16 protein-coding genes are annotated in these 15,902 nt (G+C 68.6%); 6 read left to right on the top strand and 10 right to left on the bottom strand.

Annotated features, from left to right (window positions below; genetic code table 11):
- Nucleotides 1–43 precede the first annotated feature (43 nt).
- Genes ispA through idi form a run of 3 tightly spaced genes read right to left on the bottom strand, consistent with a single transcriptional unit; the run spans nucleotide 44 to nucleotide 2,693 of the window.
- Entirely contained in the window at nucleotides 44–931 is an 888-nt protein-coding gene (gene ispA, locus RAM80_RS03750; protein WP_416424893.1) for a (2E,6E)-farnesyl diphosphate synthase, read from the bottom strand.
- A 54-nt stretch (nucleotides 932–985) separates the two neighbouring features.
- Nucleotides 986–2,077 (bottom strand): adenosyl-hopene transferase HpnH, encoded by a 1,092-nt coding sequence (gene hpnH / locus RAM80_RS03745; protein WP_416424892.1) that lies wholly within the window; start codon nucleotides 2,075–2,077, stop codon nucleotides 986–988.
- A gap of 19 nt (nucleotides 2,078–2,096) precedes the next feature.
- The gene (gene idi / locus RAM80_RS03740) at nucleotides 2,097–2,693 is read right to left on the bottom strand and encodes an isopentenyl-diphosphate Delta-isomerase (protein WP_416424891.1); all 597 of its coding nucleotides are present in this window, start codon (nucleotides 2,691–2,693) and stop codon (nucleotides 2,097–2,099) included.
- Between the two features lie 150 nt (nucleotides 2,694–2,843).
- Between idi and hpnI the strand changes: the two genes are divergently transcribed.
- The 5 genes from hpnI (at nucleotide 2,844) to RAM80_RS03715 (ending at nucleotide 8,940) form a co-directional block, all read left to right on the top strand.
- Nucleotides 2,844–3,968: a bacteriohopanetetrol glucosamine biosynthesis glycosyltransferase HpnI gene (gene hpnI / locus RAM80_RS03735; protein ID WP_416424890.1), complete on the top strand. Its 1,125-nt coding sequence runs from the start codon at nucleotides 2,844–2,846 to the stop codon at nucleotides 3,966–3,968.
- A gap of 57 nt (nucleotides 3,969–4,025) precedes the next feature.
- On the top strand, nucleotides 4,026–5,453 hold the full coding sequence (hpnJ, locus tag RAM80_RS03730; protein ID WP_416424889.1) for a hopanoid biosynthesis associated radical SAM protein HpnJ: 1,428 nt from the start codon (nucleotides 4,026–4,028) through the stop codon (nucleotides 5,451–5,453).
- Nucleotides 5,453–6,280: a hopanoid biosynthesis-associated protein HpnK gene (gene hpnK, locus RAM80_RS03725; protein ID WP_416424888.1), complete on the top strand. Its 828-nt coding sequence runs from the start codon at nucleotides 5,453–5,455 to the stop codon at nucleotides 6,278–6,280. The genes hpnJ and hpnK overlap by 1 nt, the downstream gene beginning before the upstream one ends.
- Nucleotides 6,277–7,275, top strand: a complete 999-nt coding sequence (locus RAM80_RS03720; protein WP_416424887.1) for a flippase-like domain-containing protein — start codon at nucleotides 6,277–6,279, stop codon at nucleotides 7,273–7,275. Before hpnK ends, RAM80_RS03720 begins: the two co-directional genes overlap by 4 nt.
- A gap of 768 nt (nucleotides 7,276–8,043) precedes the next feature.
- On the top strand, nucleotides 8,044–8,940 hold the full coding sequence (locus RAM80_RS03715; RefSeq protein ID WP_416424886.1) for a ferritin-like domain-containing protein: 897 nt from the start codon (nucleotides 8,044–8,046) through the stop codon (nucleotides 8,938–8,940).
- Here the strand turns inward: RAM80_RS03715 and hpnA are convergent.
- The 4 genes from hpnA to RAM80_RS03695 form a co-directional block, all read right to left on the bottom strand.
- Entirely contained in the window at nucleotides 8,927–9,901 is a 975-nt protein-coding gene (gene hpnA, locus RAM80_RS03710; protein ID WP_416424885.1) for a hopanoid-associated sugar epimerase, read from the bottom strand. The two genes, RAM80_RS03715 and hpnA, sit on opposite strands and share 14 nt — an antisense overlap.
- Nucleotides 9,902–10,020: 119 nt before the next feature.
- Entirely contained in the window at nucleotides 10,021–10,197 is a 177-nt protein-coding gene (locus tag RAM80_RS03705; RefSeq protein ID WP_416424884.1) for a DUF1289 domain-containing protein, read from the bottom strand.
- Entirely contained in the window at nucleotides 10,197–11,126 is a 930-nt protein-coding gene (dmeF, locus tag RAM80_RS03700) for a CDF family Co(II)/Ni(II) efflux transporter DmeF (RefSeq protein WP_416424883.1), read from the bottom strand. Before dmeF ends, RAM80_RS03705 begins: the two co-directional genes overlap by 1 nt.
- Nucleotides 11,123–11,398 carry a metal/formaldehyde-sensitive transcriptional repressor gene (locus RAM80_RS03695; RefSeq protein WP_416424882.1) on the bottom strand — a complete coding sequence of 92 codons (276 nt, stop codon included), beginning with the start codon at nucleotides 11,396–11,398 and terminating at the stop codon, nucleotides 11,123–11,125. The genes dmeF and RAM80_RS03695 overlap by 4 nt, the downstream gene beginning before the upstream one ends.
- Nucleotides 11,399–11,524: 126 nt before the next feature.
- On the opposite strand from RAM80_RS03695, the gene RAM80_RS03690 reads away from it, so the two are divergent.
- Nucleotides 11,525–12,025 carry an AAA family ATPase gene (locus RAM80_RS03690; protein WP_416424881.1) on the top strand — a complete coding sequence of 167 codons (501 nt, stop codon included), beginning with the start codon at nucleotides 11,525–11,527 and terminating at the stop codon, nucleotides 12,023–12,025.
- A 78-nt stretch (nucleotides 12,026–12,103) separates the two neighbouring features.
- Here RAM80_RS03690 and glcF read toward each other — a convergent pair whose 3' ends face one another.
- From glcF to glcD, 3 genes are read right to left on the bottom strand one after another with little or no spacing between them, the layout of a single operon-like run.
- Nucleotides 12,104–13,327, bottom strand: coding sequence for a glycolate oxidase subunit GlcF (gene glcF, locus RAM80_RS03685; protein WP_416424880.1), 1,224 nt, complete (start codon nucleotides 13,325–13,327; stop codon nucleotides 12,104–12,106).
- Between the two features lies 1 nt (nucleotide 13,328).
- Nucleotides 13,329–14,372, bottom strand: a complete 1,044-nt coding sequence (gene glcE / locus RAM80_RS03680) for a glycolate oxidase subunit GlcE (protein WP_416424879.1) — start codon at nucleotides 14,370–14,372, stop codon at nucleotides 13,329–13,331.
- Nucleotides 14,372–15,871: a glycolate oxidase subunit GlcD gene (gene glcD / locus RAM80_RS03675; RefSeq protein WP_416424878.1), complete on the bottom strand. Its 1,500-nt coding sequence runs from the start codon at nucleotides 15,869–15,871 to the stop codon at nucleotides 14,372–14,374. The genes glcE and glcD overlap by 1 nt, the downstream gene beginning before the upstream one ends.
- Nucleotides 15,872–15,902 lie beyond the last annotated feature (31 nt).

Raw genomic sequence — 15,902 nt, 5'->3', positions numbered from 1 at the left:
GTCTTCTCCCCACGTGGCCCGGCTGGCGAACGCCGGGGCGGCCTCAGTGATGACGCTCGACAATGAACCGCGCCAGCGCCCGCAGCGCGTCGGCGTGATGGTCCAGCGGGTTCAGCGCGCCCAGGGCTTCGTCCAGCAGGTGCCGGGCATAGTCCTTGGCCGCCGCCAGCCCCAGCAGGGCAGGGTAGGTGGGCTTGTGGTGGGCTTGGTCGGCGCCCTGGCGCTTGCCCAGGGTGGCGGTGTCGCTTTCCACGTCGAGAATGTCGTCCTGCACCTGGAACGCCAGGCCCACGGCCCGGGCGTAGTCGGCCAGGGCCTTGAGCGCGGCCTCGTCGGCACGGCCGCTGGCCAGGGCGCCCATGCGCACGCTGGCGCTGATCAGCGCGCCAGTCTTGTGCCGGTGCATGGTTTCCAGCGCCGGCTGGTCCAGCTGCTTGCCCACCGCCGCCAGGTCGATGGCCTGGCCGCCGGCCATACCCGCCGGGCCGGAAGCCTGGGCCAGGGTGCGCAGCATGCGCAGGCGCAGGCCGGGGTCGGCGGGGTTGTGGCGCTCGCTGCACAGGGTTTCGAAGGCGAGGGTCTGCAACCCGTCACCGGCAAGGATCGCGGTGGCCTCGTCGAAGGCCTTGTGGGTGGTGGGCTGGCCGCGGCGCAAGTCATCGTCGTCCATGGCCGGCAGGTCGTCGTGCACCAGGGAATAGGCGTGTATCAGCTCCACGGCGCAGGCGGCGCCCAGGGCCTGGCGCGGGTCGCCCTCCAGGGCCTGGCAGGCGCCGTGCACCAGCAGCGGGCGCACGCGCTTGCCGCCGTTGAGCACGCTGTAGCGCATGGCGTCGTACAAATGCTGCAAGGGCGCGCTGGGCGTCTGCAGCAACTCCTGCAGGCCAGCGTCGACCCACGCCTGGCACTGTTTCTGGTAGGCGATAATCATCGGTGGTCCTTTTCTAGTTATGTGCCGTGGCCGCCAGCGCGCGGCCGGCGGCGGTCACGGTGTGTCGATCAGCTTCACCGGTATCGGCTGGGCATAGCGCACCGGCAGCGCCTCGGCCATCGCGCCCTCGGTGCGCGGCCCCAGCAGCGCCACGCGCAAGGCCTTGAGCGGGTGGGCGAAGGTGTCGTCGACGGCGGTGCCCTCGAACCCGCAGTGGGCCATGCAGTTGTCGCACTTGGGGTTGATGCCCACGCCGTAGCGTTCCCATTCGGTGCTGTCCATCAGCGCCTGGTAGCTGGGCGCGTAGCCTTCGTCCACCAGCAGGTAGCAGGGCTTCTGCCAGCCAAAAATGTTGTAGGTGGGATTGGACCAGGGCGTGCACTGGTAGCGCTGGTTGCCGGCCAGGAAGTCGAGGAACATCGACGACTGGTTGAACACCCATTTGCGCGAGCGGCCCTTGCCGCGCTTGAACACCTCGCGGAACAGCTGGCTGCTTTCGGTGCGGCCCAGGAACACGTCGTGGCGCGGCGCGTGGTCGTAGCTGAAACCGGGGGACACGGTGATGCCTTCCACGCCCAGTTCCATGGCGTAGTCGAAGAAGGCGGCGATGTCGTCCGGCGGTTCCTCGTTGAACAAGGTGCAGTTGACCGTGACCCGGTAGCCGCGTGACAGCGCCAGCTTGATCGCCGCCACCGCCTTGTCGAACACGCCGTCCATGCACACCGACTGGTCATGGCGTTCGCGCAGGCCATCCAGGTGGATCGACCAGGTGAAGTAGGGGGAGGGCTGGTACTCGTCGATGTGCTTGGCCAGCAGGATGGCATTGGTGCACAGGTAGACGAACTTCTTGCGGGCGATGATGCCCTGCACGATCTGCGGCAGCTCCTTGTGGATCAGCGGCTCGCCGCCGGGAATCGACACCACCGGGGCGCCGCATTCGTCCACCGCGCGCAGGGCATCGTCGACGCTCATGCGCCGCTGCAGGATGTCCTTGGGGTGGTCGATCTTGCCGCAGCCGGCGCAGGCCAGGTTGCACTGGAACAGGGGCTCGAGCATCATCGCCAACGGATAGCGGCGCTGGCCGGTGAGCTTCTTGCCCAGGATGTACCCGGCGATCTTGACCTGCTGAATAATTGGAATACCCACCACAGTCTCCTTCGCGTCATCAAGCCAACGGGGCGAACACCTCGGCGTGGTCACGGCGCAGCCGTTGCCATTCGCTCTTGAACCAGGGGGTGAAGGTGTGCGGCCGCTCGGCTATTTCCTGGTCCAGCGCCTCGGGGGCGATGTAGCGCAGGGCCGATACCTCGTTGAGGTTGAGCACCGGGGCTGCGTCGGTGCGCCCGGCGTACACCCAGCACAATTCGTTCTCGGCACCCTGGGCGTCGAACTGGGCCTGGTACTGGAATTTGAACAGGAAGCGGAAATCACAGCGCATGCCCAGTTCTTCTTCCAGGCGGCGCTCGATGGCCACCTCCATGCTTTCGTCACGGCGCGGGTGGCTGCAGCAGGTGTTGGACCAGTAGCCGGGCCACAGGCGCTTGCCCGCGGCGCGCTGTTGCAGCAGCAACTCGCCCTTGTGGTTGAACACCAGCAGCGAGAAGGCACGGTGCAGCACGCCCTGGCCCTGGTGGGCCGAGGCCTTGTCGAGGAAACCGACTTCGCGGTCCTGTTCGTCTACCAATACCAGCGGTTCGTCGTTGAACGACACGACACTGCGTGAATGCCGCCAAGGGCGACTTTCCAGTTCCGGAGTGGTCAAGGGTCTACCTCCTGGGCCCAGTCAACGCTCATCACTATAGTGCACAATTTTCAGTGTGCGACCCGGTTTGTGGATGTGTTCGATCATCGGCAAGCTGCGTGAACAGCGGCTAAGGTGTCAGACTGGCACGGGCGAACAGGCGAGGCTGCGATGGGCTTGGCAGAGGTTCTCAATCATGCAGGGCAGTGGCTGGGCAGCGGTTTGCTGCTGGCAGCCGCAGGCTACGCGCTGGCGAGCCTGTGGGCGGTACGCAAGCCGTTGCCGGCCCAGGCCACGGCCGGCCGGCCAGCGGTGTCGGTGCTCAAGCCCCTGCATGGCGCCGAGCCGCGGCTGTATGAAAATTTATTCACGGTGGCAAGCCAGCTGCGCGAGGGCGACCAATTGCTTTGCGGCGTGCGCGAGGCCCACGACCCGGCCATCGCCGTGGTGCAGGCGCTGCAGGCGGCGCTGCCGGGCCGCGACATCCAGCTGGTGCTGGAGCCGCGCGTGCACGGCAGCAACCTCAAGGTCAGCAACTTGCTCAACCTGCAGGCGCAGGCCCGCCACGACTGGCTGGTGCTGGCCGACAGCGACATCAGCGTGCCCCCCGGTTACCTGGACGCGGTGGTGGCGCCGCTGGCCGACCCGGGCGTGGGCGTGGTCACCTGCCTGTACCACGGCGTGGCGCAGGCCAGCTTCTGGTCGCGGCTGGGCTGCCTGTTCATCGACGACTGGTTCGCGCCCTCTGTGCGCCTGTCCCACGCCCTGGGCTCGCGGCGCTTTGCCTTCGGCTCGACCATCGCCCTGCGCGCCGACAGCCTGGCGGCCATCGGCGGCCTGGCAACGCTGGCCGACACCCTGGCCGACGACTTCTGGCTGGGCGAGCTGACCCGGCGCGCCGGCTTGCGCACGGTGCTGTCGCCGGTATGGGTGGGCACCGAGGTCAGCGAAACGCGCTTTGCTACGCTGGTCAGCCACGAGCTGCGCTGGCTGCGCACCATTCGCGCCATCGCCCCGGCGGGCTTCTTTGCCAGTGTGGTGTGCTTCACCTGGCCGCTGGCGCTGCTGGGCCTGACCCTGGCGCCCACTGCTCTGAACCTGGCGTTGGCAGTGCTGGCCCTGGGCGCGCGGGTGCTGCGCTGGCGGCGCGGGGCGGGGGCGCAAAGCGCCTGGTTGATGCCGGTGCGCGATGTGCTGTTGCTGCTGGAATGGGCCGTGGCGCTGACCGGCTGGCGGGTGAAATGGCGCGGGCAGGTGATGCATGCGCGTAAGGACGGGCCGATACGCTATTCTTGATCGGCGCAGGTGAATGTCAGGCAAACCCGGCCAAGGGCCGTTGGAGCTGAGAATCCCATGAAGACGCTTTTTCTGCAGGCACCGTCGTTCGACGGGTTCGATGGCGGCGCGGGCTCGCGGTACCAGGCCCGGCGTGAAATCAAGAGCTTCTGGTACCCCACCTGGCTGGCCCAGCCCGCAGCCATGGTGCCCGGCGCGCGGCTGCTGGACGCGCCGGTTGAAGAGCTGTCGGTGGAGGCCACCCTCGACATTGCCGCCGCCTTCGAGCTGGTGATCATCCACACCAGCACGCCGTCCTTTCCCACCGACGTGCGTTTTGTCGAGCTGCTCAAAGCACGCTGCCCGGCCATGCTGATCGGCCTGGTGGGCGCCAAGGTGGCGGTGGACCCCGCTGATTCCCTGGCCGCCAGCAGCGCCATCGATTTCGTCGCGCGCGAGGAATTCGACTACACCTGCAAGGAGATCGCCACTGGCCGGCCCCTGGCCCAGGTGGCGGGCATCACCTGGCGCGACGCCGACGGCAAGCTGGTGCACAACCCGCCCCGGGCGATGATCGAGGACATGGACGAACTGCCGTTCGTGGCCCCGGTGTATCAGCGCGACCTGAAGATCGAGCGCTACTTCATCGGCTACCTCAAGCACCCCTACGTGTCGATCTACACCGGCCGTGGCTGCCGCTCCAAATGCACCTTCTGCCTCTGGCCGCAGACCGTCGGCGGCCACCGCTACCGGGTGCGCTCGGCGGCCAACGTGATCGCCGAGGCGAAGTGGATCAAGGAGAACATGCCCCAGGTCAAGGAGCTGATGTTCGACGACGACACCTTCACCGACAGCAGCAACCTGCCCCGGGTGCACGACATTGCCCGCGGCCTGCATGAACTGGGCTGGACCTGGAGCTGCAACGCCAAGGCCAACGTGCCCTACGAGTCGCTGAAAATCATGAAGGACAACGGCCTGCGCCTGCTGCTGGTGGGCTTCGAGTCGGGCGACGACCAGATCCTGCACAACATCAAGAAGGGCCTGCGCGTGGACATCGCCCGGCGCTTCAGCGAGAACTGCCGGCAGCTGGGCATCCAGGTGCACGGCACCTTCATCCTCGGCCTGCCGGGCGAGACCCGCGAGACTATCGCCAAGACCATCGCCTTCGCCAAGGAGATCAACCCGCACACCGTGCAGGTGTCACTGGCGGCGCCGTACCCCGGCACCACCCTGTACCGCCAGGCCGTGGAGAACGGCTGGCTGCAGCCCGAGGAGGGCGGCCACCTGGTCAACGACAAGGGCGTGCAACTGGCGTCCATCAGCTACCCGCACCTGTCGCGCGAAGACATTTTCCACGGCATCGAGACCTTCTACCGCAGTTTCTATTTCCGCCCCTCGAAGATCTGGGAAATCGTGCGCGAGATGCTCGGCAGCTGGGAAATGACCAAGCGCCGCCTGCGCGAGGGCGTGGAGTTTTTCCGCTTCCTGCGTGAGCACCAGGCTTGATGGCAGCCGACACCCGGCCGCGGCTGATCGTCACCGCCGATGATTTCGGCTTGCACCCGGCGGTGAACCAGGCGGTGGAGCAGGGTTTCAGCCAGGGCGTGCTGCGCGCCGCCAGCCTGATGGTGGCCGCGCCGGCGGCGGCCGATGCGGTGGCCCGGGCCCGGCGCCTGCCTGGCCTGGCCGTGGGCCTGCACCTGGTGCTGGCCGAGGGCAGGGCGGTGCTGGCGCCCGCGCAAATCCCCGACCTGGTGGACGCCAGTGGCCAGTTCGGCAGCAACATGGTCGGCGCCGGCGTGCGCTTTTTCTTCCTGCCCAGGGTGCGCCGGCAGCTGGCGGCGGAGATCCGTGCGCAGTTCCAGGCGTTCGCCGCCACCGGCCTGCGCCTGGACCACGTCAACGCCCACAAGCACTTCCACCTGCACCCCACGGTGCTGACGCTGATTTTGCGCATCGGCCGCGACTTCGGCCTGCGCGCCGTGCGCGTGCCGGCCGAGCCGGGTATGGGCCCGTGGCTGCGGCCGTGGCTGGCGCTGATGCGCTGGCGCCTGGGGCGTGCCGGAGTGGCCTGCAACGACCACGTGTTCGGCCTGCGCCACAGCGGCGCCATGGACGAAGGCGTGCTGCTGGACGCCCTGGCCCGGCTGCCCGGCGGGCTGTCCGAGTTGTACCTGCACCCGGCGGTGCATGGCGGCCTGACCCCGGCCATGGGCAGCTACCGCCACGCCGACGAACTGGCCGCGCTGCTGTCGCCGCGGGTACGCCAGGCCGTTGATCACCACTGCCGGCTGTGCAACGGCTTCGGCGACCCGGCGGCCCTGCAACCATGAACCGCTGGACCTGGCTGGCAGGGCTGCTGGGGCTGATCGCGGTGCTCGCCTTGGTGCTGCACCAGGACGTGGGCGCGATTCTCGCCGCCGTCCAGCACGCCGGCTGGGCGCTGCTGTGGCTGCTGCCGTTTCACCTCGTGCCGCTGTGGCTGGACGTGCTCGGCTGGCGGGTGCTGCTGGCCCCGCGCGACCCCGAAGGCCGCGCCGGCGTAGCGGTGCTGCTGTGGATCGCGGCCATCCGGGAGGCCTTCAACCGGCTGCTGCCGGTGGCCAACATTGGCGGTGAGATCGTCGGCATCCGCCTGGTGAAGAGGCGCGGCGTCGACGGCGCAGCGGCCACCGCCAGCATCGTCCTCGAAGTGCTGCTGACCCTGGTCAACCAGTACCTGTTCACCGCCCTGGGGGTGGTGTTGCTGATCGCCATCACCCGTCAGGTGGGAGCGCTGGATTCACTATTATTCGCCTTGCTCGCCAGCCTGCCGTTGCCCCTGGGGCTGTTCTGGCTGGTGCGTCACGGGCAGCTGTTCGCGCGCCTGGAAAGCGTGGCCGAACGCATCCTGGGTGGCCGCACGCGGCTCACCGAACTGATCAACGGCCAGCGCCTGGACCAGGACATCCGTGCCCTTAGCACCCCGCGCTGGCGGCTTTTGGCGGCCGGCGGCTGGCAGCTGGCGGGGTTCGTGGTGGGCAGCCTGGAGACGTGGCTGGCGTTGCGGTTGCTGGGGTTCCAGGTGAGCGTCTGGGACGCCATCGCCATCGAGGCAGTGACCCAGGCGTTGCGCCACCTGATCTTCATCGTGCCGGCGGGTCTGGGGGTGCAGGAGGGTGGGTTGGTGTTGTTTGGCAGTTTGATTGGCGTGCCGGTGGAGGCGAGCCTGGCGTTGTCGTTGGTGAAGCGGTTGCGGGAGATTGGTTTTGGGGTGCCGGCGTTGGTTTCCTGGTATTGGGTGGAGGTGCGGCAGGTGCGGCAGCGGCCGCAACGCCAACCGCAATAGCCACAGCCACAGCAACAGCAACAGCAACAGCAACAGCAACAGCAACAGCCGTGACACCGCAGACTGCTTTTGCTTCCGTGAGGCCTTTGATCTTGATTGTATGCCCCGTAAAGCGCCAGGGCCGACTGGAGGCGTCGAGCAAGCGGTCCGAGGCGGAGCCGAGGAAGACGGAACCGGAGGCGCTTCTATTCCGGGCCGTCGTCCGCTTGATCGGCGCCGGAGGGAGGGGACCCGCAGCGAAGCGGAGGGACCAAGCAGGGGCAAGCCTTTTTTGCTTACTTTTTGTGGCGTTTGACAAAAAGTGAGCCGGCGTAAGGCCGGAAAGGTGAAGTGGCATCACCCTAAATGCTGGATATACATAGGGCTTTCGAATCCCGCTTCGGCGATTTCGAACATATCCATTTTCGCGGGGATACCACCGACCGTTTCGCCCTTACGGCGACTCCCTTTTTGGCAGTCGCCCGGTGTGCCGGCCCAGCCAAAAAGGAAGCAAAAAGGGCTCGCCCCTGCTTGGGCCCTCCGCTGCGCTACGGGTCCCCTCCCTCCGGCGTCGCTCAAGCGGACGACGGCCCGGAATAGAAGCGCCTCCGGTTCCGTCTCCCTCGGCTCCGCCGAGACCCGCTTGATCAACGCCTCCGGTCGGCCCGGGCGCTTAACGGGGCCAAGATCAAGAGCCAGATCAAGATCAAAAGCCAGATCAAAAGCCAGATCAACAGCAACAACAGATGGTTCATGACTTCAAACCTGAACTTCGTAGAAGGAGACACCATGTGCAGTGACGCCGTCATCGACGCAGCCGACCACGCCATGCGCCACTGGCGCAGCAGTGAGCCTGGGCAGATCAAGGTGGGCTCCGAGGCGCACAAGCGCCTGTTCTGCCGCATGCTGCTCGACACCCACAACCCCTACAAACCCGCCGTCATGCTCTGGCCAACGCTGGACGACGAAGCCCTGGGCCGTATCACCTCGTTGCCCATCTGGGACATCGCCGTGCAAACCGAAGGCCGCGCGCAGTTGCAGGTGCACACCTACGCCCACACCGTCCGCGACCCGCTGCTGCACGAGGCGCTGGTGATGGACGGCGGCGAGGAGGCGCGGCACAAGGTGGTGTTGAGCAAACTGGTGGAGGCCTACGGCATCGCCCTGGCACCGGAGCCCGAGTACCTGGTGCCCAAGGACCCGCAGTGGGGTTGGCTGGTGACCGGCTACAGCGAATGCATCGACAGTTTCTTCGCCTTCGGCCTGTTCGAGTCGGCCAAGCGCACCGGCTATTTCCCCGCCGAGCTGGTGGATACCTTCGAGCCGGTGGTGCAGGAGGAGGCCCGGCATATTCTGTTCTTCGCCAACTGGGTAGCCTGGTACCGGCGGCAGTTGTCGTGGTGGCAGCGGCTGGCGTTCGAGTTCAAGGTGGCGCGGGTGTGGGCGTTCCTGGTGTGGGAACGCATCGGTATCGCCCGCGGCCTGGATGGCGCCGGGCAGATGCAGGACGCCAATTTCGCCCTCACCGGCAACCAGCAGATCGGCCTGGACCTGAGCGTGGGCGCCTTGCTGGACCTGTGCCTGGCCGAGGACCGGCGGCGCATGGGCGGCTACGACCAGCGGCTGCTGCGGCCCACCTTCGTGCCGAAACTGGCGCGCCTGGCGCGGCGTTTCATGCGCGGCTGAACCAGCGCACCGCGTCTTCCAGCGCCTGCTGCACCGGCCGTGGGGCGTAGCCCAGTTCGCGGCGGGCCCTGGCGCTGGAGAAGTACATCAGCTTGCGCGCCATGCGCACCTCTTCCACGGTGGCCAGGGGCTGGGTGCCGGTGAGCCGCGCCCAGCCCTGCGCCAGGTGGGCGATGGGCAGCACCACGCCGTGGGGCAGGCGCCAGCGTGGCGGCTGGCGGCCGCACAGGGCGGCGAGTTGTTCGAGCATTTCACGCAGGCTCAGGTTGCTGCCGCCCAGCACGTAGCGCTCGCCCACCTGGCCGCGCTCGAAGGCCAGCCAGTGGCCCAAGGCGACGTCGTCGACGTGCACCAGGTTCAGGCCGGTGTCGACGTAGGCGGGCAGCCGCCCGGCCAGGGCATCGCGGACGATGCGGCCGGTGGGGGTGGGCTTGATGTCCCGCGGGCCCAGGGGCGTGGACGGGTTGACGATGACCACCGGCAGGCCGCTAGCCGCCAGTTCGCGCACCCGTTGCTCGGCGAGGAATTTGGAGCGCTTGTAGTGGCCGATCATGTCGGCCAGCGCCACCGGGGTGCATTCGTCGCCCTCGGCGCCGCCGGGCGGGATGCCCAGGGTGGCGACGCTGCTGGTGTAGACGATGCGCGCCACGCCAGCGTCGCCGGCGGCCTGCAGCAGCGCCTCGGTGCCCTGCACGTTGGTGCGGTACAGGTCGTTGGGGTCGGGTGCCCACAGGCGGTAGTCGGCGGCCACATGGAACAGCGCCGCGCAGCCGGCACAAGCGCGGGCCAGGGTGTCGGGGCGGGTGAGGTCGCCTTCCACCACCTCGATGGGCAGGCCCGCCAGGTTGCTGCGGTCGGCCCCCGGCCGCACCAGCGCCCGCACGGCATGGCCCTGCTGCAACAGCCGGCGCGCCACGGCGGAGCCGACGAAACCGGTGGCACCGGTAACCAGAGTACTCAAGGGCTGCCTCCTTTGATGAAACCACGCACACAGCGTAGCAGCGGCCCATAGGCCGCGTCCCTGCCAGCGCGGTGTATCCAGGGGGAGTGCGGACGCGGCCTTTGGCCGCTGCTACGGGGCTATTTCTTTTTCAGGGCCTTGAGGCGTGCGGTGGCGCGTTGCACGGCGGCCATCTTTTCTGGGCGTTTCATGCGCTTCCATTTGCGGATGTCGTCCTTGCTGCGCCCGCAACTCACGCACAGGTCGCCGCTGAGCTGGCACAGCGCCGTGCAGGGGTTTTCGATTTCCTTGGCCATCAACCCTGACCCCGTCGCTGGACTTCCACGGTCAGGTGGCTGACCTCATGCACCGGCGCCAGGCGCTCGCGGATGGCCTCGGCCGAAACGCCCGCCTGGCCCACCACGCTGACAATCGCCGCGCGCGCTTCAGGGCCGACGCGCCACACGTGCAGGTCGGTGATGGTGGCGTCACCGGGTGCCTCCACCAGTGCGCGGACTTCTTCCGCCACGTGGTCGTCGGTGTGGTCCAGCAGCACGGCGGCGGTGGCACCCATCAGGGTCCAGGCCCAGCGGGCAATCACCAGCGCGCCGACGATGCCGATCACCGGGTCCAGCCACACCCAGCCCAGGTAGCGGCCGGCCAGCAAGGCGGCGATGGCCAGCACCGAGGTGAAGGCGTCGGCGATCACGTGCACGTAGGCGGACTTGAGGTTGTTGTCATGGGCATGGTGGTCGTGGTGATGGTCATCATGATCATGGTCGTGATGGCCGTGGCTGTGGCCATGCCCCAGCAGCAGGGCGCTGGCGACGTTCACCAGCAGGCCGACAATGGCGATCAGCGTGGCGGTGCCGAACTGCACGTCCGCCGGGTGCAACAGGCGCTGCACCGACTCGATCGCCACGCCCAGCGACACCAGCCCCAGGATCAGCGCCGAGGCGAAGCCGCCCAGGTCGCCGACCTTGCCGGTGCCGAAGCTGAAGCGTGCGTTCTGCGCGTGACGTTGGGCGTAGGCATAGGCCGCCGCGGTAATGCCCAGCGCCACCGCGTGGGTGGCCATGTGAAAGCCGTCGGCCAGCAGCGCCATGGAGCCGGTGAAGTAGCCGGCGGCGATCTCGCCGACCATCATCACCACCGTCAGCACCACCACCCATAGGGTGCGGCGGGCGTTCTCGGCGTGGGCCGAGCCCAGGAACACGTGGCTGTGACCGTGCAGGGCGGCGCTCATTTGGAGTACCGGCGGATGGCTTCCAGCAGCTCTTCCACGCCCTGGTTGCGCTGGGCGTCGGTGAGGGCCGGGTTGGCGACGTGCTCGCGGGCGTGGTCTTCGATGATCTCGTCCATCAAGCCGTTGATGGCGCCGCGGGTGGCGGCTACCAGGTGCAGGGTCTTGGCGCAGTCGTGGTCGCCCTCCAGGGCGCGCTCGATGGCCTGGATCTGCCCGGCGATGCGCTTGACGCGCTTGAGCAGGTCGTCGCGGTTGGAAGCAATGTGGCCCATGGGGATACCTTAAGTGTGAATGCGCGCAGTATAGGTATACCCCCTATGCCTATGCAAGAGGCGTTAGTCGCGCTTGCGGCGGGCCGGGTATGCGGGCAGCATCGGCCGGGTAACCAAGGAGAAGCCATGCTCATCGTCTTCAGCGGCCTGCCCGCCACCGGCAAGACCACCCTGGCCAAGGCCCTTGCCCGGCACATGGGCGCGCTGTATGTGCGCCTCGACAGCATCGAACAGGCGCTGCGCGACGCCGGCTGCGAGGTGGGGGCCAATGGCTACCGGGTGGCCAATGCCGTAGCGCTCGGCAACCTGCAGCTGGGCAACCGTGTGGTGGTGGACTGTGTGAATCCGGTGGCCGAGAGCCGCCAGGCGTGGCACGACGTGGCGGCGACCGCCGGGGTGGCGCTGCTGGATGTGCAGGTGGTGTGTTCGGACCTTGCCGAACACCAGCGCCGCACTCAGTCTCGCACTGTCGATGTGCCCGGCCTGGTGCCGCCCAGCTGGGCCTCGGTGCTGGCCCACGAGTACGAGCCCTGGCTGCCCGCGCCGTTCACCGTCGATACCGCCCGGCTCTCGGTTGCCGAAGCGCTGGCCATGATCCACCAGCAATTGTCGACCCCCACCCCGTAGCAGCGGCCGCAGGCCGCGTCCCGGGCGCTGAGGTGTACCTGATGCACCGCGGGTGGAGGACGCCGCCTGCGGCGGCTGCTACGGGGGTGGCAGGGCCTCGTCGATGATTTCTATCCAGTGCCGCACCGGGGTGCGGCCGGCGCCGTCGAGGTGGGTCTGGCAGCCGATGTTGGCGGTGACGATGACGTCCGGTTGGCCGCTTTCCAGCGCGCCCAGGCGGTTGTCGCGCAGCTGCCGGGCCAGCGCCGGCTGGGTCAGCGAATAGGTGCCCGCCGAGCCGCAGCACAGGTGGCCATCGGGCACCGCGCTGAGGCTGAAGCCCAGGCGCGTCAGCACGCCTTCCACGGCGCCACCCAGTTTTTGCGCATGTTGCAGGGTGCAGGGGCAGTGGAAGGCCAGGCGCAGCTCGCCGTGCACGTTCAATGCATCCAGCGGTTCGTCGCGCAGCACCTCGACCAAATCCCGGGCCAGGGCGCTGACGCGGCGGGCCTTGTCGGCGTAATGCGCATCGTCCTTGAGCAGCACGCCGTATTCCTTGACGAAGGCGCCGCAGCCGCTGGCCGTCTGCACGATGGCTTCGACCCCGGCCTGCACCGCCGGCCACCAGGCGTCGATGTTGCGCCGGGCGCGGTCCAGGCCGCGGTGCTGGGCGTTGCCGTGGAAGTCCACGGCGCCGCAGCAGCCGGCGTGGGGTGTTGGCAGCAGGCTGATGCCCAGGCGGTCGAGCACCCGCGCGGTGGCGGCGTTGGTGTTGGGCGAGAAACCCGGCTGCACGCAGCCTTCCAGGATCAGCATGCGCCGTGGGTGGCGGATGGGCGGGCGCACCCCGGCCGGCCGAGCCTGGCGCGGCAGCTTGGCCTGCAGGCCGCCGGGCAGCCACGGCCGCAGCACCTGGCCGGCGCGGGTCAGCGCAGTAAACAGCGCCGGGTGCGGCACCACCGCGCGCAGGCCGCCGCGCAGCAGGCGTTCGCCCAGGGGGCGCGGCACCTGCTGCTCGATGAAGTCGCGGCCGATGTCCAGCAGGGTGTGGTACTCCACGCCCGAGGGGCAAGTGCTCTCGCAGTTGCGGCAGCTCAGGCAGCGGTCCAGGTGGGTCTGGGTGGCGGCGGTAATGGGCGCGCCTTCGAGCATTTCCTTCATCAGGTAGATGCGCCCGCGCGGGCCGTCCAGTTCGTCGCCCAGCAGCTGGTAGGTGGGGCAGGTGGCGTTGCAGAAGCCGCAGTGTACGCAGCTGCGCAGCACCTTTTCCGCTTCGGCGGCGCGCGGCAGCTGGCGCGCCTGTTCGCTGAGGTGGGTTTGCATGTCAGAGCTCCGGGTACAGGCGGCCAGGGTTGAAAATGCCGTGGGGGTCGAGCTGCGCCTTGAGCTGCTGGTGGTAGCGCAACAGGGCCGGGGCCAGCGGCTGGAACGGTGTGTCGCAGGCGCCGCTGCTGAAGCAGCTGGCGTGGCCGCCCAGGGCGCTGGCCGCCGCGCGAATCTGCCCGGCCTCGGCGTCGGATTTCAGCCAGCGCTGGGCGCCGGCCCAATCGAGCAGCTGCGTTCCCGGCAGCTCCAGCAGGCCGACGTTGAACGGCAACGACAGCCGCCACAGCGGTCGTGGGTCACGGAAAAATGGCAGCCGCTGCTCGCGCAGGTCCACCCAGAACTGCGCGTCGGCGGCGCTGCAACCCAGCCGTTCGCGGGCCGCCGCCACCGAGCCTTCGCCGCCCTCCAGGCGCAGGTGCAGCACCTCGTCGTGGTAGCAGGCGCCGCTGATGGGCAGCGCCTGCTGGCCCCACTCGGTCAGCCGGCGCAGGGCTTCGGCGGGGCCCAGGTCGAGGGTCAGGCTGGCGCTGCAGCGCGGGCTGGGCAGCACCTTCAGCGACACTTCGGTGAGCAGCCCCAGGCTGCCGAAACTGCCGGCCAGCAGGCGCGACAAGTCGTAGCCGGCGACGTTTTTCATGACTTCGCCGCCAAAGCGCAGGTGCTTGCCGGTGCCAGTGATCACCCGCGTGCCGAGGACGAAATCACGCACCGCGCCGCTCCATGGCCGCCGTGGCCCGGCGAGGCCGGCAGCGACCATGCCGCCCACCGTGGCCTGGCCGTCGAAGTCCGGCGGTTCGCAGGGCAGCATCTGCCCGGCCTCCGCCAGCGCGGCGTTGAGTTCGCGCAGCGGCGTGCCGGCGCGCACGCTGACCACCAGTTCGGTGGGGTCGTAGCTGACAATGCCCCGGTGCCCGCGGGTGTCCAGCGGGGTGCCCGGGGTGGGGCGGCCCAGGAAGGCCTTGCTGTCGCCACCGCGGATGCGCAGCGGCGTGGCGCTGGCGATGGCCTGGTGCACGGCGTCCAGCAACGTGTCCAGGCTCATCAAAAGCGCTCCAGTTCAGGGAACGGCAACTGGCCGTGGTGGATGTGCATGGCGCCGAACTCGGCGCAGCGGTGCAGGGTGGGGATGTTCTTGCCGGGGTTGAGCAGGCCGCTGGGGTCGAAGGCGGCCTTGATGGCGTGAAACACGGTGAGTTCGTCGGCGTTGAACTGGGCGCACATCTGGTTGATTTTCTCGCGGCCCACGCCGTGTTCGCCGGTGATGCTGCCGCCCACCGCCACGCACATCTCCAGGATCCTGCCGCCCAGGGCCTCGGCGCGTTCCAGCTCGCCGGGCTGGTTGGCGTCGAACAGAATCAACGGGTGCATGTTGCCGTCGCCGGCGTGGAAGACGTTGGCCACGCGCAGCTGATACTCGGCCGCCAGCGCGGCGATGCCCTTGAGCACGGCGGACAGCTCGCGCCGCGGGATGGTGCCGTCCATGCAGTAGTAGTCCGGCGACAGCCGCCCCACGGCGGGGAAGGCGTTCTTGCGCCCGGCCCAGAAGCGCACGCGCTCGGCCTCGTCCAGGGCCTGGCGTACTTCGGTGGCGCCGGCCGCTTCCAGCAGCTGGCGCACGCGCGCGCAGTCTTCGTGCACGTCGGCTTCGACGCCGTCCAGTTCGCACAGCAGGATCGCCTCGGCGTCCACCGGGTAGCCGGCGTGGATGAAGTCCTCGGCGGCGCGGATGGCCAGGTTGTCCATCATCTCCAGGCCGCCGGGGATGATGCCGGCGGCGATGATATCGGCCACGGCGCGCCCGGCGTTTTCCACCGAGTCGAAGGCGGCCAGCAGCACCTTGGCCACCTGGGGTTTGGGCAGCAGGCGCACGGTGACCTCGGTGACCACGCCGAGCATGCCTTCGGAGCCGGTGAACAGCGCGAGCAGGTCAAAGCCGGGGCTGTCCAGGGCGTCGCTGCCCAGGGTCAGGGGCTGGCCCTCCACGGTCAGCACCTCGAGCTTGACCAGGTTGTGCACGGTCAGGCCGTACTTGAGGCAGTGCACGCCGCCGGCGTTTTCGGCGACGTTGCCGCCGATGGAACAGGCGATCTGCGACGACGGGTCGGGGGCGTAGTACAGGCCATGAGGCGCCGCGGCCTGGGAAATGGCCAGGTTGCGCACCCCCGGCTGCACCCGGGCGGTGCGTGCCTGCGGGTCGATGTGGAGGATCTGGTTGAAGCGCGCCAGCACCAGCAGCACGCCCTGAGCCAGGGGCAGCGCGCCGCCCGACAGGCCGGTGCCGGCGCCACGGGGCACCACCGGCACGTGGCGCTGGTGGCAGATGCGCAGGATAGTCTGAACTTCCTCAAGGTGCCGGGGCAGGGCCACCAGCAGCGGCGTGGTGCGGTAGGCCGAGAGGCCGTCGCATTCGTAGGGCTTGAGGTCTTCGCTGCGGTACAGCAGGTCGAGGTCGGGCAGGGCGCCGATCAGCGCGTTGATCAGGCCCTGCTTGTCGACCTGCGGCAGGGCACCGTCCAGGCGCTCATCGTGGAGGATGTTCATGGCCGGGCATCTTGTTGTTGTGATGCCAGTA

It is taken from the genome of Pseudomonas sp. App30, from assembly GCF_047947025.1.
GTDB lineage: Bacteria > Pseudomonadota > Gammaproteobacteria > Pseudomonadales > Pseudomonadaceae > Aquipseudomonas.
Note: the sequence above shows the minus strand (reverse complement) of the source record. Positions and strands in the feature narration are given on the sequence as shown.

What these genes read in the sequence shown, in the direction of transcription:
- RAM80_RS03705 (WP_416424884.1), bottom strand. Translation starts at nt 10,197, where the DNA reads ATGGCCAAGGAAATCGAAAACCCCTGCACGGCGCTGTGCCAGCTCAGC.
- dmeF (WP_416424883.1), bottom strand. Translation starts at nt 11,126, where the DNA reads ATGAGCGCCGCCCTGCACGGTCACAGCCACGTGTTCCTGGGCTCGGCC.
- ispA (WP_416424893.1), bottom strand. Translation starts at nt 931, where the DNA reads ATGATTATCGCCTACCAGAAACAGTGCCAGGCGTGGGTCGACGCTGGC.
- hpnK (WP_416424888.1), top strand. Translation starts at nt 5,453, where the DNA reads ATGGCAGCCGACACCCGGCCGCGGCTGATCGTCACCGCCGATGATTTC.
- RAM80_RS03695 (WP_416424882.1), bottom strand. Translation starts at nt 11,398, where the DNA reads ATGGGCCACATTGCTTCCAACCGCGACGACCTGCTCAAGCGCGTCAAG.
- glcF (WP_416424880.1), bottom strand. Translation starts at nt 13,327, where the DNA reads ATGCAAACCCACCTCAGCGAACAGGCGCGCCAGCTGCCGCGCGCCGCC.
- glcD (WP_416424878.1), bottom strand. Translation starts at nt 15,871, where the DNA reads ATGAACATCCTCCACGATGAGCGCCTGGACGGTGCCCTGCCGCAGGTC.
- RAM80_RS03720 (WP_416424887.1), top strand. Translation starts at nt 6,277, where the DNA reads ATGAACCGCTGGACCTGGCTGGCAGGGCTGCTGGGGCTGATCGCGGTG.
- RAM80_RS03690 (WP_416424881.1), top strand. Translation starts at nt 11,525, where the DNA reads ATGCTCATCGTCTTCAGCGGCCTGCCCGCCACCGGCAAGACCACCCTG.
- hpnI (WP_416424890.1), top strand. Translation starts at nt 2,844, where the DNA reads ATGGGCTTGGCAGAGGTTCTCAATCATGCAGGGCAGTGGCTGGGCAGC.
- RAM80_RS03715 (WP_416424886.1), top strand. Translation starts at nt 8,044, where the DNA reads ATGTGCAGTGACGCCGTCATCGACGCAGCCGACCACGCCATGCGCCAC.
- hpnJ (WP_416424889.1), top strand. Translation starts at nt 4,026, where the DNA reads ATGAAGACGCTTTTTCTGCAGGCACCGTCGTTCGACGGGTTCGATGGC.
- glcE (WP_416424879.1), bottom strand. Translation starts at nt 14,372, where the DNA reads ATGAGCCTGGACACGTTGCTGGACGCCGTGCACCAGGCCATCGCCAGC.